18 protein-coding genes are annotated in these 23,408 nt (G+C 32.7%); 3 read left to right on the top strand and 15 right to left on the bottom strand.

The genetic code is table 11. From position 1 onward, the window contains the following. Positions 1 to 79 precede the first annotated feature (79 nt). From MW871_RS14450 to MW871_RS14435, 4 genes are read right to left on the bottom strand one after another with little or no spacing between them, the layout of a single operon-like run. A complete protein-coding gene (locus tag MW871_RS14450) occupies positions 80 to 739 on the bottom strand; it encodes an NAD(P)H-binding protein (protein WP_248429137.1) in 660 nt (219 codons plus the stop codon). Position 740: 1 nt separating this feature from the next. Next, complete coding sequence (locus tag MW871_RS14445; RefSeq protein ID WP_188051694.1) at positions 741 to 1,208, bottom strand: DUF1456 family protein; 468 nt, start codon at positions 1,206 to 1,208, stop codon at positions 741 to 743. Positions 1,209 to 1,264: 56 nt separating this feature from the next. Next, positions 1,265 to 2,296: an aminotransferase class I/II-fold pyridoxal phosphate-dependent enzyme gene (locus MW871_RS14440; protein ID WP_188051685.1), complete on the bottom strand. Its 1,032-nt coding sequence runs from the start codon at positions 2,294 to 2,296 to the stop codon at positions 1,265 to 1,267. Between the two features lie 5 nt (positions 2,297 to 2,301). Then, the gene (locus tag MW871_RS14435; RefSeq protein WP_210646892.1) at positions 2,302 to 3,312 is read right to left on the bottom strand and encodes a dipeptide epimerase; all 1,011 of its coding nucleotides are present in this window, start codon (positions 3,310 to 3,312) and stop codon (positions 2,302 to 2,304) included. 285 nt (positions 3,313 to 3,597) lie between these two features. Between MW871_RS14435 and MW871_RS14430 the strand changes: the two genes are divergently transcribed. Further along, positions 3,598 to 3,975: a hypothetical protein gene (locus MW871_RS14430; RefSeq protein WP_188051683.1), complete on the top strand. Its 378-nt coding sequence runs from the start codon at positions 3,598 to 3,600 to the stop codon at positions 3,973 to 3,975. 86 nt (positions 3,976 to 4,061) lie between these two features. Here MW871_RS14430 and uvrB read toward each other — a convergent pair whose 3' ends face one another. The 9 genes from uvrB to trmD form a co-directional block, all read right to left on the bottom strand. Then, positions 4,062 to 6,053, bottom strand: coding sequence for an excinuclease ABC subunit UvrB (gene uvrB, locus MW871_RS14425; protein ID WP_188051682.1), 1,992 nt, complete (start codon positions 6,051 to 6,053; stop codon positions 4,062 to 4,064). Between the two features lie 123 nt (positions 6,054 to 6,176). Continuing rightward, positions 6,177 to 9,269 (bottom strand): TonB-dependent receptor, encoded by a 3,093-nt coding sequence (locus MW871_RS14420; protein ID WP_248429136.1) that lies wholly within the window; start codon positions 9,267 to 9,269, stop codon positions 6,177 to 6,179. A 218-nt stretch (positions 9,270 to 9,487) separates the two neighbouring features. Next, positions 9,488 to 10,471 (bottom strand): 23S rRNA (adenine(1618)-N(6))-methyltransferase RlmF, encoded by a 984-nt coding sequence (rlmF, locus tag MW871_RS14415; protein ID WP_248429135.1) that lies wholly within the window; start codon positions 10,469 to 10,471, stop codon positions 9,488 to 9,490. 74 nt (positions 10,472 to 10,545) lie between these two features. Beyond that, positions 10,546 to 11,208, bottom strand: a complete 663-nt coding sequence (locus MW871_RS14410) for a thiamine diphosphokinase (RefSeq protein ID WP_188051679.1) — start codon at positions 11,206 to 11,208, stop codon at positions 10,546 to 10,548. 278 nt (positions 11,209 to 11,486) lie between these two features. Then, positions 11,487 to 12,308 carry a DUF4249 domain-containing protein gene (locus MW871_RS14405; protein ID WP_248429134.1) on the bottom strand — a complete coding sequence of 274 codons (822 nt, stop codon included), beginning with the start codon at positions 12,306 to 12,308 and terminating at the stop codon, positions 11,487 to 11,489. A gap of 5 nt (positions 12,309 to 12,313) precedes the next feature. Continuing rightward, a complete protein-coding gene (locus MW871_RS14400; protein ID WP_248429133.1) occupies positions 12,314 to 14,695 on the bottom strand; it encodes a TonB-dependent receptor in 2,382 nt (793 codons plus the stop codon). A gap of 126 nt (positions 14,696 to 14,821) precedes the next feature. Continuing rightward, positions 14,822 to 16,045, bottom strand: coding sequence for an isocitrate dehydrogenase (NADP(+)) (locus tag MW871_RS14395; protein WP_188051676.1), 1,224 nt, complete (start codon positions 16,043 to 16,045; stop codon positions 14,822 to 14,824). Between the two features lie 343 nt (positions 16,046 to 16,388). Then, positions 16,389 to 16,739, bottom strand: coding sequence for a 50S ribosomal protein L19 (gene rplS, locus MW871_RS14390; RefSeq protein ID WP_126454599.1), 351 nt, complete (start codon positions 16,737 to 16,739; stop codon positions 16,389 to 16,391). A gap of 238 nt (positions 16,740 to 16,977) precedes the next feature. Beyond that, positions 16,978 to 17,652, bottom strand: coding sequence for a tRNA (guanosine(37)-N1)-methyltransferase TrmD (gene trmD, locus MW871_RS14385; protein ID WP_188051675.1), 675 nt, complete (start codon positions 17,650 to 17,652; stop codon positions 16,978 to 16,980). Between the two features lie 144 nt (positions 17,653 to 17,796). Between trmD and MW871_RS14380 the strand changes: the two genes are divergently transcribed. Together MW871_RS14380 and MW871_RS14375 are read left to right on the top strand one after the other, a co-directional pair. Continuing rightward, entirely contained in the window at positions 17,797 to 19,923 is a 2,127-nt protein-coding gene (locus tag MW871_RS14380) for a M3 family metallopeptidase (protein ID WP_427854657.1), read from the top strand. A 199-nt stretch (positions 19,924 to 20,122) separates the two neighbouring features. Continuing rightward, on the top strand, positions 20,123 to 21,055 hold the full coding sequence (locus MW871_RS14375) for a peptidylprolyl isomerase (protein WP_248429132.1): 933 nt from the start codon (positions 20,123 to 20,125) through the stop codon (positions 21,053 to 21,055). Between the two features lie 328 nt (positions 21,056 to 21,383). Here the strand turns inward: MW871_RS14375 and MW871_RS14370 are convergent, their stop codons facing one another. After that, positions 21,384 to 21,764 (bottom strand): GreA/GreB family elongation factor, encoded by a 381-nt coding sequence (locus MW871_RS14370; RefSeq protein WP_188051672.1) that lies wholly within the window; start codon positions 21,762 to 21,764, stop codon positions 21,384 to 21,386. 6 nt (positions 21,765 to 21,770) lie between these two features. Next, entirely contained in the window at positions 21,771 to 23,324 is a 1,554-nt protein-coding gene (locus MW871_RS14365) for an FMN-binding glutamate synthase family protein (RefSeq protein ID WP_248429131.1), read from the bottom strand. Between the last annotated feature and the right edge of the window lie 84 nt (positions 23,325 to 23,408).

The following is a 23,408-nucleotide window of genomic DNA, read 5'->3' as shown; positions in this document are numbered from 1 at the left end:
TAATAAGAAATTAATTTACTTCGGCAACATTAAAAATAGTAATAAAAAAACCTGCTTGATACAAGCAGGTTTTAATTTATTATGATTCTCCCATTTCTTGGAGTAAAGCTGATTCGTATATTTTGAAACCTTTATGCTTTTGCTGTGCAATCTTAAAAAGTGCTTTCGCGACTATTTTACCCTCTATAGGTTTGTATTTTTTTAAATTTCCAAAGAATAAAAAGGGGAGCATTTTCATAAAAAGACCACCTATTTTCTCTGCTAATCTAAATTCATTACGGTTACCTAATAAAAGAGAAGGCTGTAATACAGCAATGGTTTCAAAATCTGAAGTGCGAAGGTAATCTTGAATTTCGCCTTTAGTTTTTAAATAAAAATTACTAGAATTTGCATCGGCACGTAGAGATGAAATTATCAAGAATTGTTTCACCTTGTTTTGTGAAGCAATTTCTGCAAACTGTTTTGGATATTCATAATCTACTTTCCTAAAAGCTTTTTGGCTTCCCGCTTGCTTAATGGTTGTGCCAATTGTACAAAAGAAATCATCTCCAACCACTAATTCTTTATAGCTTTCTGGTTGATCAAAATCAATGATATGTTGCTTTAATTTAGGATGCTTTATACCAGTATCTCTTTTTGAAAAAGTGATTACATGACTGTATTGATCACTTTCTAATAGTTCCGTTAAGAGGTATGAACCAATTAAACCAGTACTTCCAATTACCAAAGCCGTTTTCATACTAGGATTTTTTATTCTTACCAAAATTAAATTTTACTTTTTCAACTACTTGAACTTTTGAATTTCCTTTTGGATATTGCTTTTTAGATGTGTTTTTTGTAGCAGGTCTTGACTTAGAAGGAGCTTCATCACCTCTTGATTTTTCTTCATCTCTTGGTTTTGCCTTAAACTCAGGTCTGTCTTTCGCTCCGTCTTTCGCCGGAATTTGTGCTTTATGTTTAGCTAAAACATCGTTGGGATTTTTAGGATTCTCTTTTGTTCCACGCAAATGAATTACTAATGCATTTAGGAAATTACGCAACACCTGGTCACCACATTCCATGTAGTTTTCATGTTTTTCATCACGAAAAAAAGCACCTAATTCTGATTTAGTGATTCTAAAATCTACCAGTTCTAATATTTCAACTATTTGATCATCACGTAACATTAAAGCTACACGAAGTTTTTTAAAGATATCGTTGTTAGTCATCATTTTTATTTTTTACAAAGGTACGGTTAAAATGCAATTACACCACGTTTTTAAAATTACAATTGAGGTGCGTTTAAAATTCGAATTATAGTGTCTAAATCTTCTTTAGTATGATTAGCAGTAATAACAATTCTATTTAAATTAGTATTTCCAGTTGGATATTTAAAATTTGTTGCGATGATTTTATTGGTGAGGAAAATTTCCTTTAAACCTTCAATAGAAGGATAAATTAAAGGGTAATTTTCATGAAAAAGAATTAATTTGTTTTTGTTTAATTTTTTATCAATGTATTGTAAATTAACTTTTAATTTTTGATGTTGTTGCGAATATATTTCTTCAGCATCAGCTATAGTTTGGACAAATGCAGGATTCATGCCAGCACTAGAAACAAAGGTGTCTAGTTTACTGATTTTGCTAATAAAATCAGTATCGCTTGCAACAACTCCTCCAGTAAGACCTAATGCTTTTCCTAAAGAGGCAATCATAATTTTTCTCTTGATATTTGGAAATAAAATATCCGAATACATACCACATCCATTCGTTCCTAAAATCCCTAGTGAATGCGATTCATCAACCAACAAAGTAATTTCTTTGTTTGAAGGAATGGAATTCAAAACGGAAAGATCAATAAGTTTTGTATGAAAAGAAGGAACGGAATCCGTTAAAATAGTAATTTTTTCAGATACTGAATTTAGCAAACGAGGATTTAATTCTTTTTCTACAAAAAAGGGTAGGCTAGAAGCTACTTTCAGCGCTGTATGTGTGTTAGGGAAATGAAAAAAACAATCCGTTTGACGGGCTAAAACTTCCAACGCTAATTTTCCAGCCAACATACCAGAAGAAACGGTAAGAGCGGCTTCTGCTTTTATATATTTCGCTAAAAATAATTCTCCATTCTCGTATGCAGTTAGTTCGATATTAGCACTTCTGGAACTTCCATAAGCCGTTCCCCATCTCAAAATATTTTGAATAACCAATTCTTGAAAAGCTTTATTTGTTGGCAAACCTAAATAGGCCGTTCCGCCAAAATAAAGAAATTCTTCATTATCGATTTTAATTCTTCGATCTGGAAATTGGTTAACTTTCATTAGTTTTAAATTAAAGTCACGCCAGTTCCATTAAGTTTAGAATAGGATATTTTTCCAAAATCTATGGTCACTCCAGTTGCAATATCTTGGGCTAAAAGCAATCCTCCATCCATATCGACATAATCAAGAAGTGGTAACAATTGCGCAATTGCAGATATTCCTACAGTAGATTCAGTCATGCAACCTACCATTGTTTTTAGGCCTAATTTTTTAGCTTCTTGAATCATTCGTCTTCCAGGAGTCAAGCCACCACATTTCACTAATTTAACATTTACGCCATGAAAATGAGAATGACATTTAGATACATCTTCTTCGATAATACAACTTTCATCGGCAATAATGGGTAGAACTGAATGTTTGAAAACTTCTTTATGTCCTTCCCAATTATCTGCTTTAAGCGGTTGTTCCAGGAATTCAACACCTAGTTTTTTTAATTCTACTGCATTATTTATAGTTTCTTCAACGCTCCAGCCACAATTAGCGTCTATTCTAAAAATAGCATTGGTATGTTTTCTAAGTTCTTTAATAATAGCGATGTCTTCTTTTGTGCCTAATTTAATTTTGTAAATAGGCCACGGAAGTTCTTGCATTTTAGCTACCATTTTCTCAATGGAAGCAATTCCAATAGTGTAATCTGTTAACGGATTTGAATTGGTGCTGTAATTCCACAATTCATATAATTTTTTTCCTTTTTGGCGTGCATATAAATCATTGTATGCCATATCCAGAGCGCACAAAGCAAACATATCATGTTTTAAATAAGGATGAATTTTTGCCCAAAATTCTTCGGGTGTTTCGTTAGTAGTATTTTGGATTAGAGTTCTAATTTTTTCTAAATCCTGCATCATTACCGGAACGGTAGTTTTATAATAAGGATTTGAAGTGGCTTCGCCAAAACCAGAAAAACCTTCATTTCTAAGTTCAACAATAAGCGAGGGCTGAAAGTCTATTGATTCTCTAGAAATCGTAAACGTATGTTTTAACTTGAGGTTGTATTCTCTTATAATGAGTTCCATTTAATTCGAAATTTAGAATTTAAAATTAATAATAATTATTGTAATACGGATGATTATTTTATTTTAATAGATATACTATTTTAATACTTTTAAAATTTTATTTTATAAATATGTTCTTTTGTCTGTTATTTTTTTTTAAATTTTTTGGATGTTGATTTACAATTATTTATGCTTTTTTTTGAGTTGGTTTTTACTTAAATTTTATAAACTCCTATTTAAGCTTTTTTTTACTGGCACACTTATTGTTTTTTGAAAAAATAAGTTAATAATTTAAATTTTGAAAAAATGAAAAATATAAAAGTACTTACATTATTAGGAATGGCTTTATTTGCTACAAGTGCCATGAACGCACAAGTTTCAGTCGGATTTAATATTGGACTTCCAAGCGTAGTTGTCTCAGGAAGTGTTAATAGAGCTCCTGCTCCTCAAAGAGTTTATAGAGAATATTACGAAGCTCCTGTTGTATATACCAATGTATATCATAATCGTAGAGATTATGATATAAGAAGATATGAAGCGCAACGTCGATACGAAGCACAAAGAAGATACGAGGCGCAACGCCGATATGAAAATAAATGTAATGATAAGAGATATTACCATCATAAATATAAAAAAAGAGATCACCACGATCGATATGATGATGATGATAGAGATGATCGTTAATACGTAATACAAAAAAATAAAAAAGAGAATCATTAATGATTCTCTTTTTTATTTAGAGGTTCTATTTTTTATAAAAATCTATGAGATTAGGTCAATTGGCCTTGTAATTTTTTTATATCGTCACGTAATTTTGCTGCTTGTAAAAAGTCTAATTCTTTTGCAGCTTTCTCCATCGATTTGCGTTTTTCCCTGATCAGTTTTTCAATTTCAGGTTTCGCCATATAAGCAGTTTCTGGTTCAGCAGCGGTATCAAGACTTAAGCCTAATTCATAATCTACTAATGGATTTTTAGTAAAGGCACTTTCAATTTTCTTATTAAGTGCCATCGGAATTAGATTGTTTTCCGTGTTGTAATTGATTTGTTTGGTTCTGCGATACTCCGTTTCGTCAATAGTTTTTTGCATGCTTTTAGTGATTTTATCTGCATACATAATTGCTTTACCGTTTAGGTTTCTCGCTGCTCTACCAATAGTTTGCGTGAGCGATCGATGACTACGTAAGAAACCTTCTTTATCAGCATCTAGAATTGCTACAAGGGATACTTCGGGTAAATCTAGCCCTTCACGTAGTAAATTGACACCAATAAGTACATCAAAAATTCCCTTTCGCAAATCTTGCATGATTTCAATTCGTTCTAAAGTATCCACTTCTGAGTGAATGTAGCGACAGCGAATATTAACTTTCGTTAAATATTTTGCTAATTCTTCTGCCATTCTTTTCGTTAGTGTAGTTACTAAAACACGCTCGTCTAGTTCGGCTCGAACCTGAATTTCTTCAATTAAATCATCAATTTGATTTAAACTTGGTCTAATTTCAATAATTGGATCTAATAATCCAGTTGGTCTAATCACTTGTTCTACAACTACACCATCTGTTTTTTCTAATTCATAATCAGCAGGAGTTGCTGATACATAAATTACTTGATTTTGCATGGCTTCAAATTCCTCAAATTTCAACGGTCGGTTGTCCATTGCTGCAGGAAGTCGGAAACCATATTCTACTAAATTTTCTTTTCTACTTCTGTCTCCACCATACATTGCGCTAACTTGTGATAGAGTTACATGGCTTTCATCCACCACCATCAAATAATCTTTAGGAAAATAATCCAATAAGCAGAAAGGTCTTGTTCCGGGTAAGCGACCATCTAAATAACGGGAATAGTTCTCAATTCCTGAGCAATAACCTAATTCTCGAATCATTTCTAAATCAAAATTAGTACGTTCTTCTAATCGTTTTGCTTCTAAATGTTTTCCAATTTCTTTAAAATAATCCACTTGTTTAACTAAATCTTGTTGGATTTCCCAAATGGCTCCTTGCAATACATCAGGTGAAGTCACGAACATATTGGCTGGATATATAGTCAATCTTTCAAATTTTTCGAGGACTTTAGAATCTTTAGTGTCAAAACTTTCAATTTCTTCAATTTCATCTCCAAAGAAGTGAATTCGATAAGCTTCATCGGCGTAACTAGGATAAACATCTACAGTATCTCCTTTTATTCTAAAACTCCCTGGATTAAAATCGGCTTCTGTTCTCGAATATAAACTTTGTACTAATTGGTGCAATAATTTTGTTCTAGAAATGTTTTGTCCTTTCTCAATTGGAATCAAATTTTTCTGAAATTCTACTGGATTTCCAATACCATATAAACAGGAAACGGATGCAACAACTAAAATATCCCTGCGTCCAGAAAGTAATGAAGCTGTTGTTGACATTCTCATTTTTTCGAGTTCTTCATTGATGGATAAATCCTTTTCAATAAAAACACCAGTTACGGGCATAAACGCTTCTGGTTGATAATAATCGTAATAAGAAACAAAATATTCTACCGCATTATTGGGGAAAAACTGTTTGAATTCGGAGTACAATTGTGCGGCTAGTGTTTTGTTATGCGCCAATACTAATGTAGGTCTTTGCACTTCCTGAATTACATTGGCAACGGTAAAGGTTTTTCCTGATCCAGTAACTCCTAAAAGCGTTTGAAATTGATCACCATCAATAATTCCTTGAGCTAATTTTTCAATGGCTTGTGGTTGGTCGCCTTTCGGCTGATAATCGGATACTACTTGGAAATTCATTTAATTAAGGTACAAAGTTTTATAATTACAAAGGTACAAAGTTAGATTTCTTTATGCACTTAAGTTTTAGCCAAAAAAAAACCATTCGCCTCAACGAATGGTTTTACTTTAAAAAAATAAAGACTAGAAACTGAAACTTAATCTTGCAAAAAGGAATCTTCCGTTTTGACCAAATTGAGAAGTGTTTCTTGAATATACAAATTGATTTGCATTTGATAAATCTATAGAAGATGGCGCAGCTGTATAATCAATTGCTCCAGCGACTAATCTAGGTTTAATCACATTTTGTGGACCAAGATTTTTATCTGGATAAATATCAAAAATATTATTGGCTCCAATCACAATTTTTGCTGCCTCTGTTATTTTGAAACCAACAGATAAATCAGTGATTATTTTTGCTCCCCAAATAGGGTGTTCTACTTCAACCACTTGGCCATTTACTATTGCTCCTTCAACTCTTCCGTCGCCATTTGCATCAGCTGTATTTGGATCGGTTACTTTTCCAAAATAAACGTTTCTCAAGAAGAAATCGAATTTTTTATAAGAAAGAGAGTTGGTTAAATTTGCTTTTACTCTAGGAATTGCTTCTTGTAGATATACTCTGCTTGCTTCAGAGTAGTATCTGTTTACTTGACCTGCAGCTTCTAAAACTGGAGAAGCGTGAATATTTCCAACTCTGTACGTATTGGAGAATGTTCCTGATAAATCTGATTTTAAAGAAACATTGTTCCCGAAATTTGTTTTATGGCTTAACACAACATCAATACCTTTTGATTCTGTGTCAATAGCATTAGCAAAAAAAGTAGCAGCAGTTGCACCTGCAGTATCAAACAAGGCATTCAAATTTGCATTTGCTGTTCCTGGTGCTGGATTTCCTCCTGGTCTTGAAAACTGATCTGTAAGAACAACTCTGTCATCAATTTGTACAATGTAAGCGTCGGCAGTTAAAGTAAGATTTGCCGACGGAATTTTAGCAGTAAAACCGATACTTGCACTTTTAGATTCCTCTTGTTTTAATTTTGGAATTCCTAATAATTGTGCAGGTTGTGAGTCGTTACTAAATGTTTCAACTTCAAATGGTACACCGCCTACAAATTGGGTAGCGGTTGAGTTAAAATAGATTTGGTGTAATGAAGGTGCTCTAAATCCTGTAGAAACCGCTCCACGTAAATTAATATTATCAGTTAATTTGTAGCGAGTCGCTATTTTAAAATTGGTTGTATTTCCAAAATCAGAATAATTTTCAAAACGAAGAGCTCCGTTTACTAACCATTTTTCGGTAACATCTAATTCTAAATCTGTATATAAAGCATAACTGTTGCGACCTTTGTCAATCGCATTTGCTGGTCTGAATCCAGGGAAAACTTGTGCTCCACCTGGTCTTGCTCCGTTATAAGCAGAAGATGCAGATCCGTAAATTGCTCCGGGATATCCTCCCAAAACGCCGTTATAAAAGTCAGTAACTTTAATATTGTTTGGCGTTGTCCCGGTTACAATTCCTCCATTAATATCATATAAGTTGTAAGAGTCTGGTACACCTTCGCTAATAGAGAAATTTTCATGTCGATACTCTGCACCAAAAGCAACGTTTAAATTTCCAAATTTACGGTTCATGTCAAAATTGGTAGTATTTTGTGCGAAAGCTAAACCTCCAGCATCAAATTTTATAGGAGAACCTTCTCTCATCGAAGAATTGACTGTGTTTTCTATAGAATAATCCATTGCATTTCTTCCATAAGTATTGCTCAAATCGAAATTCCAATTTTCAAGTAAAATACCTCTAAAGCCTGCAGCAATGGATACATCATTGATTGTAGAATGAATTTCAGGTAAAAAACCATTAGGATACAATCCAGAATACCCTCTAGATTGATTTGGTCTTCTGTAAAAACCTGCTGCTTCACCATCTCTGTAACTTGTTCCTCCAAAGGCATAGGCTTCTAACTTATCATTAATAGGATAAGCAGCATTCAAAAAGAATTGAGCACTTTTTAAGGAAGATTGTCCTACTCTCATATTAAAATCTTTTCTTTCTAAACCACGGTAAGCTAATTCACCTGCTGTAGCATCAAAATTTAAAGCTGTTTGCATTTGGGCAATTGTAGTTGCTCCACTGATGGCTGATTGTTGAGCTGTTGTAAAATAACTTACTGATGGAGAGTAAGTTTTGATTGCATTTACAATTTGCGTTTCGTTAGCAGTATTATTAATATTTCCAAATAGAGCGTTTATATTTGTTCCTGCAGCTGCAGCTCTATCTTCTACGGCATTGTACGCATTAAATAAAGTCCCGGTTACATCTTTTGCTCTGCTAGTAGCATCTCTAACTTGAAAGCTTGCTGTTGCATTGATAAAGCTTTTTTCTTTACCAAGACTTGTTCCGTAGTTTAAGTCCAATTGATAATTTCCCCCATCTACGCCACCAGAATGATCGTTAGATCCTTTAGAGAAATTTGCTCCTGAAAAGAGATTTACATCTAATTTATTGGTGTTTTTCTTTACATTGATATTGATAACTCCAGCAATAGCATCAGATCCATATTGTGCCGAAGCGCCATCTCTTAGTACTTCAATTTTTTCTATAGCAAAAGCAGGAATTGCATTCAAATCCGTTCCTACAGATCCTCTTCCTGGGGAACCATTTATATTAACTAATGACGAAGTATGTCTTCTTTTTCCGTTCACCAAAACTAAAACTTGGTCAGGACCTAAACCTCTTAATTGTGCAGGATCTATGTGGTCCGTTCCGTCGGCAACAGTGGTAGAATTTGACGTAAATGATGGTGCCACCATGTTTAAAATTTGACTTAAATTTACTTGTGGACCTTGTGAAGCAATGTCTTTCATTGCAATTACATCAATTGGAACGGCAGATTCAGTTACTGTTCTAGTGGGATTACGAGATCCTATTACAACTACGTCTTGTAATGATTCACCAGATCCCTTTAAGGAAACATTTAGTATTGCTCCGGTTATAGTTACCGTTTTGGTTTCTAATCCTACATAAGAAAATTGCAATACGTCTCCTATTTTTGCAGTAATAGAGTACTTACCATCAAAATCTGATGTGGTTCCTTTTGTCGTTCCCTTTACTATAATAGTTGTTCCTGGCAACGAAGCTTTAGATTCATCAGTTACAATACCTGAAATTTTAATTTCCTGCGCTGTCATTCCGACGGAGAAAACCAAGGTTAGAATAAAAATAAATTTTTTCATTTTTCGGTTATTTAAGATTATATTTGCTAAAATACTACTTAAATAACGTTAAAACCTGATAATTTAACTTAATTTATGTTAAATATCATATTGTTCTTTTTCGATACTCTTTTTGAAGTAATCTTAAAATGGATTTGTTTTTTTTCAAATATGATAATTTTATATTTTTTCTGAGTTTGAAAAAAGATCATTAACGGATAAGTGAAATATATACTTTTTTAAAATTTCCAGTTTTTTTGTTGGCTTTCAGACATAAATGTCCAAGCCAAAATACGACTTGTTTTTTGACCTTGAGCCATGTTTATTTCTTTGATTTTGACTGCACCTACTTTGTTCAATATTCTAATTAAAGAAATGCTATTTTCTTTTTTAGATACTAAAGTAGTAAACCATAAACATTGCATTGGGTATTTTGCACTTTCATATATCATTTGAGTAATAAAACCTAACTCACCGCCTTCACACCAAAGTTCTGCATTGTGTCCGCCAAAATTTAAAACAGGTTTTAATATTTTAGTTTTTGTGTTTCTTGATTCTAAATTATTTACTTTTCGAATAGAACTTTTTGTCGCTTCCTCTTGAGAAGCATGAAAAGGAGGATTACAAATCGTGAATGCAAATCGATCTTCGGGAGTAATTATGTTTTTGAATAGGAAACGAGATTCTGTTTGTAACTGCAAGCTAATTCCATCCATGAGTTTAGGATTCATGGCAATTATTTTTTTGCAATTCTGAATCGCTTTTTCATCAATATCAGTTGCTACAAAACTCCATCCATAAGCAGAATTTCCTATTATTGGATATATGCAATTAGCTCCTACGCCAATATCTAATCCCTGAATCCTATCACCTTCTGGAATAACGCCATTATTAGTTTCAGCTAATAAATCAGCTAGGTAATGAATGTAATCGGCTCTGCCAGGAATGGGTGGGCATAGGTAATTAGCGGGAATTTCCCAATCCTGAATATCGTAATGTTGAATTAATAGCGCTTTATTTAATGCTTTTACAGCATCTGGATTACTGAAATCGATAGTTTGCTTTGCCTGTTCGCTATCGTTCGAGTCGATTTGATGTTTGTTTATCGAAACAAACTGTTGTAATTCTGGAGAGAGTTTGATTAATTGTTCAAAATTATATCCAAATCTATCTAGATTTCTTGGGTGTAGATTTGTTTTTTCGGTAGTTGTTTTCGCTTTCATTTTCTATATTTCGGTGTAAAGATAGGTAATCTGCTTTTATCAAAATATATGAAAATTAAATTTGCTTTTCAGTATTAGTCTAGGCATTCCATCATTAGTAAATCACCTTCTTTGTAATTTATTTTTACAATACCATCTTTAATTACTCGATTGCTGCTTCCTGTTCTGTAACCAATAGTTAGTGCATCATCGTTTAATGGATAATATAAATTTTCAGAATGAATTCCGGTGACATGACCTATGGGAATCAAAGATATTGGAGTATTTGCAGTGTACCACTTTTCGAATTTTTTAGGTAATAAAAACACTTTTGAATGGTCGTCTAGAATAACAATTTTTAAGGTTTCGCGGTATCTTGTGATGTTGGTAATATTGGTAATGGTATGATCGGCTCTTTTTCCTGTTGCCCAAACTACGTTTACGGCTGGAATTTTTCTTTCTATCAAATAATCAAATGCTTTTTCTAAATCTGTTTTGTTTTGATCGGGCGTATGAATAATTTCAATTGGATATTGTGAGGTTTGGTATTGTTCTGGGTCAAAACCACGATCAAAATCACCTAAAAGTACATCTACTTTTATGTTTAATTCCATGACTCTTTCCATTGCAGAATCTAATACGATTACTAAAGGCGACCATTCTAACAATTGCCCCAATAATTCTGGATCACATGCGGCTCCATTGGCAATTATTAAAGCAGGTTCTTGATCATCGCGAACAATATGGTGTGAGGACATTGGAATTTTAGATTTAAGAATTTTGATTTCAGATTTTCTAGACTAGAAATAAAAATTTTTGATTTGTAGTTTGTAAAGTTAGTTAAAAAAATAGGCAACTTAAAACCAGAGTCCCTAGCCCAGATTGCAATGGAAAGCTTCTTGCAGCCAAAAAGTATTTTTTCTTATTCTTGCAAAGCGACCATCGGAAGCTCTTGCAAGAATTTAGAAAAAACTTTTTGGCTAGAGAACTTGTAATGTAAAGCTGGAATAGCTCCTAAAAAAGCGGTAAATAGTCTTTATTCTATCACGTAGTTTTTGGTATCAATCTCGCTCAAGGAGAAATAACCTAGAGGATAATTGGAACTATTTGTAGTATTGATGACGTTTCCTCTGATGGTTCCTGGTGGAGACTGAAATGGGCTACCGCCACTATTGCTAGAAATACTAACCAAAACACTCATGTAATTATAATATTGTTTTGAAATTCCGTAATGGGTTATTTCGATCTTATCTCCTTTTTTTAATTCATCGTTTTGTGAAATACTGAAGAATTTGTTGCCATTAAAAAATTCATCTTGATCTACATAGAAATTAGATTTTACTTGATTAGAGTAAGAATATTTATATAAGTAAAAGTTTGTTTCATTTGATGGATCATTATAAAACGTTTTAATTTCTATTTGATCTGCGGTAAAACCACCCATGTCATTTTGTACAATTTCGGTTATAGGTGCAACTGATTTCATGGTTTCTGTGGCGGTATATGTTGTTCCTTGGCTAATTATTGTCAAAGTATAGTTTTCGTTTAAAGCAGGAACAAAATTGGTACAAAGGTATTCTCCTTTTACGCTGGTTTCTACAAAGTCGAATTTAACATTACTGCTGTTTTTTATGTACACAATTGCATTGGAGACTTTTGGAATGTTTTGACTGTAGAAATCGGAAGTTGTTGTTAAGTATATTTTTTGTTGGTTTCCAGTCGTTCCTTTTTTCCAATTGATAGAAGCTGTAACAACCAGTTTTGGCGCAGCAGTTTTTAAATCTAATTGAACTACGTCTTCGCAACTGCTAACTAAAGCAGCTGTTATAATTAGGAAATATAAAGCTATTTTTTTCATTAGAATTAAAATTTGAAGTTATAACTAACAGCTGGCACAATACCAAAAATGGATGTTTTTACTGCTTCATTGTTTCCAGTATCGGCATTTTGTCTAAAATTAATTGACGCAGCATTTTTGCGATTGTACACGTTGTAAACGCTAAAAACCCATTCTCCTTTCCAATTTCTACCTAAATTCTTTTTAGGGGTTAGTGTAGCTGAGAGATCTAAGTGATGGTAGGTGGGAAGTCTATTTTCATTTCTCAAACCATAACTAGGAACGGTAATGCCAAGATACTCGTAACGGCCATCGGGATAGGTAACAGGCTGACCACTTTGCATTGCGAAATTGCCACCAAAAGACCATTTTTCGTTAAGATTATAAGCAGCAGTTATAGCAATATTGTGTAATTTGTCATAGGCAGAACTGTACCAAGCTCCATTGTTTATTCCGGATTCTAAATTTGTTCTTCCTGGTGTTTGTTGCTCGGATTTAGATAAGGTATAGGAAATCCATCCATTTAATTTCCCTTCATTTTTTTTAAACATTAATTCTAAACCATAAGAACGCAACTGCCCATTTAGAATTACTTGTTCAATGGCTCTGTTAGCAATTAGGTTGGCACCATCAATATAATCTAATCTGTTTTTTACTTTTTTATAATAAGTTTCTACTTCTAAAGAGTAATCGCCGTCTTTAAAATTTCTAAAATAACCCAATGCCACTTGATCCGCTATTTGAGGTTTTATAAAGTTATCACTGGGTGTCCAAATATCTAATGGAGTAGGAGATGAGGTGTTTGAAATTAACTGTAAATATTGAACCATTCTATTGTAACTCGTTTTTATAGATTGGTTTTCGCTAAGTTGATAGGATAAAGAAAAACGGGGTTCAAAGTTATCGTAGGATTGTATGGTTTTATTTTTTTTGTAGAATTCTGTTCCAATTGGTGTTGCTTTTTCATAAATCTTAAGATCAGAATTAAAAGTAACAGGACTATTGTTTTCGTAGATATTTACAGTAGATTGTCCTAATCGGTAAAAAAGGCTATATCGAATTCCGTATGAAATGGCTATTTTATCTGAGAGGTCATGATCTGCATTTATATATAAAGCAGGTTCAAAGGCATATTTTTTATCGAGTTGATCAAAATTTATTCCGGAGTTGTCATCGGTAGGTTTTATGGTTCCTGGATTAAATTTATAATAAATACCATTTACACCATAATTTAATTTGAATTTATCAGAAATATAATTCTTAAAATCGTACTTGATATTGTAGTTTTTTATACCTGAATCCCATTTAAATCCTACAAAGTCTAAATCTAAACCGTAATAATAATCACTATAAATCAATGATAAATTTGAAAATAATTTATCAGAAAATAAATGATTCCATCTTAAATTTAGCGTAGAGTTTCCGTAAATATTAACGAAGCTTTTATTTAGTGCGAATACATCTCTTCCAAAATAACCAGATAAATAAAGGTTGTTGTTTGGATTTAATTTATAACTCAATTTTGTATTTAAGTCATAAAAATAAGCTGCATTGTCTTTTTGTTTTTCAGATAGTTTTAGAAATAAATGCGCATAGGAACTTCTACCTCCAATTAGGAAGGAACCTTTGTCTTTCACTAATGGACCTTCTGCCAAAATTCTACTGGATATTAATCCGATACCACCATTTACATGAAATCCCTTACTACTCCCATCTTTTTGATAAATATCAAGTACAGAAGAAGCTCTACCGCCATAACGGGCTGGAATTCCTCCTTTATATAATTTTAAATCTTTGATTGCATCGGGATTAAATACGGAGAAAAAACCAAATACATGAGAGGAGTTAAATATTGTAGCTTCGTCTAATAAGATTAAGTTTTGATCCGCACCACCACCACGAACATTAAAACCAGATGCGCCCTCGCCAGCATTTGTTACTCCTGGAAGCAGTAATAATGATTTTATTACATCTACTTCACCTAGTACTACAGGCATTTTTTTAATAGTAGAAATAGAGAGTTTGTTTACACTCATTTCAGGTCTTTTAATGTCGGTTTTGCTTGATGATCCTGTAATTACAACTTCTTTTAAAGCCGTTTCATTATTGGATAGACTAAAGTTTTTTTTGTTGTTTTTTATCAAATTGATTGATTCTTGGATCGTTTGGTATCCTAGAGAACTTATTTGTAAGACATGGGTTCCTTGTGGGAGTGTAATAGAATAAAAACCATATTCATTTGTTGTAACTCCTATCTTTAGCTCTGGTATAACTATGTTTACTCCAATCAAAGTTTCGTTGGTGTTGGCATCCATAATGGTTCCGCTAAGTGTAAACTTATCTTGGGAGAAAGCTGTAGATGAAAATAAGATAATAATAAAAAGGCTAATGATTTTCTTTGGATTCATTTCTAGGATTTTGAATTGCAAATTTCAACTAAAACGCGTTAATTCTTGTTTAAAAAATGTTAATGTATTTTAAAAAAAAAAGACAACTGTTACCAGTTGTCTTTCATAATTCAGTAAGAAATATGTTTAGGCTAATTTAGCATCTAAATTTTCTTTTATTGCTGCTAAGAAATCTTCAGTTGTTAAATAATCAGCTGCAGTCAAACCTTCTGGTTTCACTAGCATGGCTAAATCTTTAGTCATTTTTCCGCTTTCTACAGTATCAATACATACTTGTTCTAGAGCATGACAAAAATCAATTAAAGCTTGATTTTCATCTAACTTACCTCTGTGCTCTAATCCTCTTGTCCATGCAAAGATAGAAGCAATTGGATTTGTAGAAGTAGCTTTTCCTTGTTGGTGTTGTCTGTAGTGTCTTGTAACTGTTCCGTGCGCTGCCTCAGCTTCAACTGTTTTTCCATCAGGAGTTACTAAAACAGAAGTCATTAATCCTAAAGAACCAAAACCTTGTGCTACAGTATCTGATTGTACATCACCATCGTAATTTTTACAAGCCCAAACAAAACCACCATTCCACTTCATTACAGAAGCTACCATGTCATCGATCAAGCGGTGCTCATAGGTAATTCCAGTTTCTTCAAATTGAGTTTTATAATCTTTTTGGTAAACTTCTTCAAAAATATCTTTGAAACGACCATCGTAAGCTTTTAAAATGGTGTTTTTTGTAGAAAGGTATAATGGCCATTTTTTTGTTAATGCCATTTGAAAAGAAGAATGAGCAAAACCATAAATGCTTTCGTCAGTATTGTACATAGACATAGCAACACCGTCACCTTTATAGTCATATACTTCCCAAGTTTGTGTTTCACCTTCTTCTGGTACGAAAGTCATTGTAAGCTTTCCTTTTCCTTTTATAACTGTATCAGTTGCTTTGTATTGATCTCCAAAAGCATGACGACCAATTACAATAGGTTTTGTCCATCCTTGTACATAACGAGGAACATTTTTCATGATGATTGGCTCACGGAAAACAGTTCCACCAACAATATTACGAATAGTTCCGTTTGGAGATTTCCACATTTTCTTTAAGCCAAATTCTTTTACACGATCTTCATCAGGAGTAATAGTCGCACATTTAATACCAACATTGTATTTTTTTATTGCTTCGGCAGAATCTATGGTGATTTGATCATTAGTAGCATCTCTGCTCTCCATTCCTAAATCATAGTATTTTATATCTAAATCTAAATATGGAAGAATTAATTTTTCTTTAATAAAAGACCAAATAATTCGTGTCATTTCATCTCCATCCAATTCAACTACTGGATTGGCTACTTTAATTTTTGTCATAATGTATTGTTATATATAATTCTTATTTTTAATCGCAACAGCAAAGGTAATAAAACGATATCGTAAAAGAAAATGCCTTTTCACTAAGTTTTTGATAGTTCAAATTGAATTATGAAATAACGAATATTGTTCGAACAAATAACGAATATGAAAATGTTATATCGTAATAACTATCAAATATGAATTTAATAAAATGACTTCTTTTTTTAAAACCGCTAGCAAAAACAAGTAAAGTTTTGTTATTGGAGTGCAGTTGTGTTTTTACAAATTTAATTTCTAAATTTCAACTCAAAAAAAAATCCTCAACAGTGTTGAGGATTTTTTATAATAAAGAGACAGTAAACTATCTTCTTTTGTCTTTAATCTTAGCTTTTTTACCAGTAAGTTCTCTGAAGTAGAAAATTCTAGCTCTACGAACTGCACCTTTTTTGTTGATTTCAACTTTTTGTAAAGCAGGCAAGTTAACTGGAAAGATACGCTCTACTCCAATTGCACCAGACATTTTACGAATTGTAAAAGTTTCTGTATTAGCAGAACCTCTTCTTTGAATAACAACTCCTTTAAAAAACTGTGTTCTAGTTTTTTCACCCTCTCTAATTTCGTAGTAAACGGTGATTGTATCTCCAGCTGCAAAAACAGGGAAATCTTTTCTTGTTACAAATTCGTCTTGAACGAATTTCATTAAATCTGCCATGATATCTTTAATTATGGTTTTTATCAAATCAACATTCGCGGATCTCGCCAGAGGTTGGTCTGAATTCGGGTGCAAATATAGAACTATTGTTTTAATTTACAAGTTTTATTTATAGTATTCAGCGTTCATTATTACTCTATACACTTGTTTACTTTCCTTAAATAGAAACTAATAGGATTTGTAGTTTTATATTCAAGTGAAAAAGATTTTAAAATAATCAAATAGCTATTATTTTGATTTATTCTAATAAATCGGGTCTTCTGTTTTTAGTATGTTCGTAGGCTGTGTCCTCACGCCATTTGTCTATTTTGGCAAAATTTCCGCTGGTTAAAACCTCGGGAACTTTCCATCCTTTATAATCTGCGGGTCTAGTATATATAGGGCCAGACAATAATCCGTCTTGAAAACTATCCGTTAGTGCTGAGGTTTCGTCACTTAGTACACCTGGGATTAGTCGGATTAAAGCGTCCGATAAAACTAAAGCGCCTAGTTCACCTCCTGATAAAACGTAATCTCCAATTGAGATTTCCTTAGTAATAAAATGATCTCGTACGCGTTGATCTACTCCTTTATAATGGCCACAAAGAATAATAATATTTTCATACATTGACATTGTGTTGGCCATTTTCTGATTTAGAGTTTCCCCATCAGGCGACATATAGATGATTTCGTCGTAAGTTCTTTCGCTTTTCAAATGCGAAATACAAGCGTCAATAGGTTGTACGGTCATCACCATTCCAGCGCCACCACCATAAGGATAGTCATCTACACTTTTCTGTTTATTGGTTGTATAGTCTCGTAAATTATGAAAGTGAACTTCAACTAAGCCTTTATCTATAGCACGTTTCATAATCGAAGCCTCAAAAGGACTTCTTAATAATTCAGGTAAAAGAGTAACAATGTCTATGCGCATTTTTTTTATTTTCTAAGTTGCAAAGTTAATACTAATAATTGGGTAGTGCTTAAAATTGAACTTCAAACTGTTTTAAAATGGATTAGTAAAATTTTAAAACGTTCTTTTTTACTATATTTATACCCAAATTTTAAAATATTAATTATGCGATTTATTTCAAAAATATTTTTGACAGCGTCGGTGATTTTTGTAGCTCCAATGGCAACAGAAACCATATATGCACAAACAAAATCTGTAAAAACAACAAATCCTCTTTTGCAAAGAAGTACGTTACAATATCAGGCGCCTCCTTTTAATTTGATAAAAGATGAAAACTTTAAACCTGCTTTTGTTTATGCATTAAAAATGCACGATCAAGAAATTGCTAAAATAGCAACTAATAAAGCAAAGCCTACTTTTATGAATACCGTTGTGGCTTTAGAGACCAGCGGTGTCGATTTAAATAGAGCAGCTACTGTCTTTTATAATCTTACAGGTTCTAATACCAATCCGACATTGCAAAGTATAGAAGCAGAATATGCTCCTGTTTTTTCTGCTCACAATGATAAAATTTATCTAAACAGTCAATTGTACAATCGTTTTAAGGCTATTGATTTAAAGAGTCTAAAAGGAGAAGATAAAAAATTAACGGAATATTATTTGCAGAAATTTGAACTTGCAGGGGCTAATCTTACGCCGCAGAGCAAAGAAAAAATGAAGCAAATTAACGAGGAATTGGCAAGTCTAAGTACTCTTTATGGAAATAAACTTTTAATAGCTCGTAAAAATGGAGCTGTATTATTTGATAATGCTACAGCACTTGAAGGATTGAGTGCTGGTGAAATAGCTGCTGCAAAACTAAAAGCTACAGAAGCGGGGCATGATGGTAAATATTTAATTGGATTATTAAATACAACACAACAACCAGTTTTAGGAAGTCTTACCAATCGATCTAGTAGAGAAAAAATATTTAAAGCATCATGGACTCGTGCTGAGAAAAATGATGATGGCGATACTCGTGAAGTATTAGAGAAAATAGCCAAATTGCGTTTGCAAAAGGCAAAACTAATAGGGAAAAAGAGTTTTGCTGAATGGAAATTACAAGACCAAATGGCTCAAACTCCAGCTCCAGCTATTGAATTATTAGCCAAAATTGCTACTCCAGCGGTAGCTAAAGCTAAAATAGAAGCAAAGGAAATTCAAGATTTGATAGATTCTCAAAAAGGGAATTTTAAATTGGAACCATGGGATTGGGATTTTTATTCAGAACAAGTTCGTAAAGCAAAATACGATTTAGATGAAAGTGAAATAAAGCCATATTTTGAAATTACAACGGTTTTAGAAAAAGGAGTATTTTTTGCTGCAAAGCAAATGTATGGCATCACATTTAAAGAGAGAAATGATTTGCCTGTCTATCATCCTGATGTAAAAGTGTATGAGGTTTTTGATAACGATGGTTCTTCAATCGCTATTTATTATTTGGATTTTTATACTAGAGATAATAAAAATGGAGGCGCTTGGATGAGTAATTTTGTAAATCAATCTCATTATTTAAAACAAAAACCCGTAATAGTAAACGTCTATAATTTTGCGAAACCTATAAATGGAAATCCATCTTTAATTAGTTTTGATGATGTAACAACAATGTTTCATGAGTTTGGTCATACCTTACACGGCCTATTTGCGAATCAGCAATATGAATCACTTTCTGGTACCGCTGTTCCAAGAGATTATGTCGAATTTCCTTCTCAAATTAATGAGCATGCAGCATTAGATCCAATGGTTTTAAAAAATTATGCAATTCATTATAAAACTAAAGAGGTGATTCCGCAAGCACTAATTGATAAAATTAAAAAGGCGGATACTTTTAATAAAGGTTATGTAGTTACAGAACTTTTAGCAGCAGCTACATTAGATATGGCTTGGCATACAGTAGAAAATGAAGCAGATTTTAAACCTACATTAGAATTTGAAAAAGAAGCACTTACAAAATATGGTTTATTAGTTAATGAAGTGCCAACTAGATATCACACACCGTACTTTGCTCATATTTGGGGTGGAGGTTATGCTGCTGGATATTACGCCTATACTTGGTCAAAAACCTTAGATTATACCGTTTATGATTGGATGAAAGCTAATGGTGGTATGACTAGAGAAAATTGCGAGCGTTTTAGAAAATACATTTTATCGGTTGGTAATAGTGTTGATTTGAATAAAGCCTTCAAAGATTTTATTGGTCATGATATGCAAGTAGAGTCGTATTTAAATAATGCGGGTCTTAATGAAAAATAAATAATTTAAATATATTTTTAAAAAAAAAGGTATTCCTGTAGGAATGCCTTTTTTTATGGTCGATAATTCTTTATTTAAAATATTTTATCAATGCATAGATGCTAATAAAGTGTTCTGAGCATTAAATGTCTAAACGCGTAATATTGGTAATTATCTAATTTAATTCGTAAATTTGCTTTTCAATAAAAATTATACAAAAATGGAAAATGGAATATATGCTAAATTTAACACTACAAAAGGTGCTATTTTAGTAAAACTAACGCACGATTTGACTCCAGGAACAGTGGGGAATTTCGTAGGATTGGCTGAAGGAAATTTAGAAAATAAAGTTAAACCGCAAGGAGTTAAATTTTATGATGGATTAAAATTCCATAGAGTTATTCCAGACTTTATGATTCAAGGTGGATGTCCACAAGGAACAGGAACTGGAGATCCAGGATATAAATTTGATGATGAATTTCACCCAATTTTAAAACACAACCGTCCGGGAGTTTTAGCAATGGCTAATTCAGGACCAGGTACTAATGGTTCTCAGTTTTATATTACACATATTCCAACAGATTGGTTAGATAACAAGCATACTGTTTTTGGACATGTTGTAGAAGGTCAAGATATTGTAGATGCTGTAGAGCAAGGAGATACTCTAGAGTCAATAGAAATCATTAGAGAAGGAGAAGAAGCTAAAAATTGGAATCCAATTGAAGCTTTCATTACTTTTAAGGGAGCGCGTAACAAACGTGATATCGCTTTGAAAGCTGAAGCTGAGGCAGCAATGGAAAAATTAGCCGCAGGTTTTGAAAAAACAGAAAGTGGTTTACGTTACCAATTCATCCAAAGAGGTGAAGGGAAAAAAGCAGAAAGTGGTAAAACAGTTGCTGTTCACTACGAAGGTTCATTAGAGAATGGTAAAGTTTTTGATTCTTCTTACCCTAGAAAAAAGCCAATCGAATTTAGATTAGGTCAAGGTCAAGTTATTGAAGGATGGGACGAAGGAATTGCTTTGTTACAAGTAGGTGATAAAGCTCGTTTTGTAATTCCATCTCATTTGGGTTATGGATCACGTGGTGCAGGAGGTGCAATTCCACCTAACGCTACTTTAATTTTTGACGTTGAATTAATGGAAGTTAAATAAATTAATAGGAGAATTAAGTTCAATTGTCTTTTTTAATTGTACTTAATTATCATTTTATTATCTTAAAAAGCCCCAAATAGTATTTTACTATTTGGGGCTTTTTTTTGTCAAGTAAAAATAAAATCTCCTTTAATATTTATAATTTTCTAAATAATTAAAAATTTTAAAATTATTTACTTTGGAAGTCATCATCTATTTTGACCGTATTTAAAAGTAGTAAGTTAGATTGAAAAAAAGGATAAGTCTTTGATTTATAATCAAAAGTTTAAAAATAAGCAAAAAAAAACACCTCCTTAAAAGAGGTGTTTAGTAGAAATATAAAAAATCCTTATGAATTGATTACATTAATTATTTTTAAGTTTTTAATGCCAGAAGGCAATTGCCATTCTACTTCAGCATCTTCTTTAAATCCAATAATTGCTACGCATAAAGGCGCTAATATTGAAACTTTTCCTTCCTTTAAGTTCGCTTGTGATGGCATCACGATTTGAACTTTCATTTGCTGTTTGGTTTTTAAATCTTCAATGGTTACTTGCGAATTCATTCTAACAATGCTTTCGTCTACAACACCGTCTTTATTGATAACGGCACGATCTAACTCTTGTGTTAGCAAAGCGATTTCTCTAATATTAGTGCTGTCTTTTGCGTTTTTAGTTAATTCTCTAAGAATGTTATAATCGGTACTTGTTAAAACAGGTATTGGTTTCATGATGATTTAATTTAAGGTTATTTTTTCGTTTTTAGCAGCTTTTTCAACATCGTTAAAAAATAATGAAGCAAAACTTTCATTGGTTTTATGGTCAATTCTTCTGTAAAATACATTTGGTGTAATTGCTTTTGGACTGTCAAAACCACAAGCGCCAATAAACTCTGCAAATGCTTTTAATGTATTGTTATGAAAATGTGCAACACGTACACTTTTGTCAGTAATATCTAATCCTTTGTACAATTTTTGATCTTGAGTAGCAATACCTACCGGACATTTTCCGCTGTCACATTGAAGCGCTTGGATGCATCCTAAGGCAAACATCATTCCTCTGGCGCTGTAACAAGCATCTGCTCCAAGAGACATCGCTTTAGCAATATCAAAACCTGTAATGATTTTTCCAGAAGCCATAATTTTGATTTGATCTCTAAGACCATATTCTTTTAGGACTTTGCTAGCAAATATTACTCCATCTGCCATTGCCATTCCCATGTAATCAATAAATTCTAAAGGCGCTGCTCCAGTTCCTCCTTCAGCACCGTCAATAGTGATAAAATCGGGAACAATTCCTGTTTGTTTCATTGCTTCAATAATAGCAATAAACTCATCTTGACGACCAATACAAATTTTAAAACCAATTGGTTTACCATTTGAAAGTTCTCTCATTTTTTGTAAAAACTGCAACAATTCTACACTGTTTGAAAAGGCAGTGTGTCCAGCTGGGGAGTGAACGGCTATATGAGGTTTGATATTTCTAATTTTAGCGATCTCAGGTGTATTTTTCTCACCAGGTAATAGTCCACCATGTCCAGGTTTAGCACCTTGAGATAGTTTTAATTCGATCATTTTAACTTGTGGATAAGCCGCTTTTTCTTTAAATAATTCTGGTGAAAATGAACCATCATCGTTTCTGCAACCAAAATATCCTGTTCCTATTTGCCATATTAAATCTCCACCTTCTAAGTGAAAATCACTAATTCCACCTTCACCAGTATTGTGGGCAAAACCACCCAATTGAGCTCCTTTATTTAGAGATGAAATAGCAGTTTTACTCAAAGCTCCGTAACTCATAGCACTGATATTGTAAATGCTGGCGCTATAAGGTTGAAGACATTGCTCATTTCCAACTGTAGTTCTAAAAAATTGCTTGTCTGCTCTTTTTGGGTAAATTGAATGTGCCGCCCATTCGTAACCAATACGGTTAGGATCATCTTGCATTCCAAATGAAATAGTTTGCTTTACATTTTTAGCTCTTTGATATACAATAGAACGTTGTCTGCGATTAAAAGGTTTTCCGTCTAATTCTCCTTCAAAGAAATACTGACGAATCTCAGGTCTAAATGATTCTAACAAATATCTAAATCGACCTACGATTGGATAATTTTTCCTAATAGTATGGCTCGGTTGAAACGTATCCTGAACTAATAAAACGAGTAATAGTAATGGAACAATCAAAAAGAAGTAATTAATATCACCTAAGTAAGCCAATACACAAGTGATTACTAAAAATGAAATGGTAGCTAACCAAATAATTTGGTGTACTGCTAATTTTTTTAAAAACATGTTTTTATATTTTTTAAATTAGATTTAGGCATTAAAAAGATAGCTTTTTAAAACCGCAGAATAAATAAATGATGTTAAGTAAAA

The sequence above is a fragment of the Flavobacterium pygoscelis genome (assembly GCF_023162025.1).
GTDB lineage: Bacteria > Bacteroidota > Bacteroidia > Flavobacteriales > Flavobacteriaceae > Flavobacterium > Flavobacterium pygoscelis.
The sequence above is the reverse complement of the archived record's forward strand: the minus strand, read 5'-3'. Positions and strand labels throughout refer to the sequence as shown.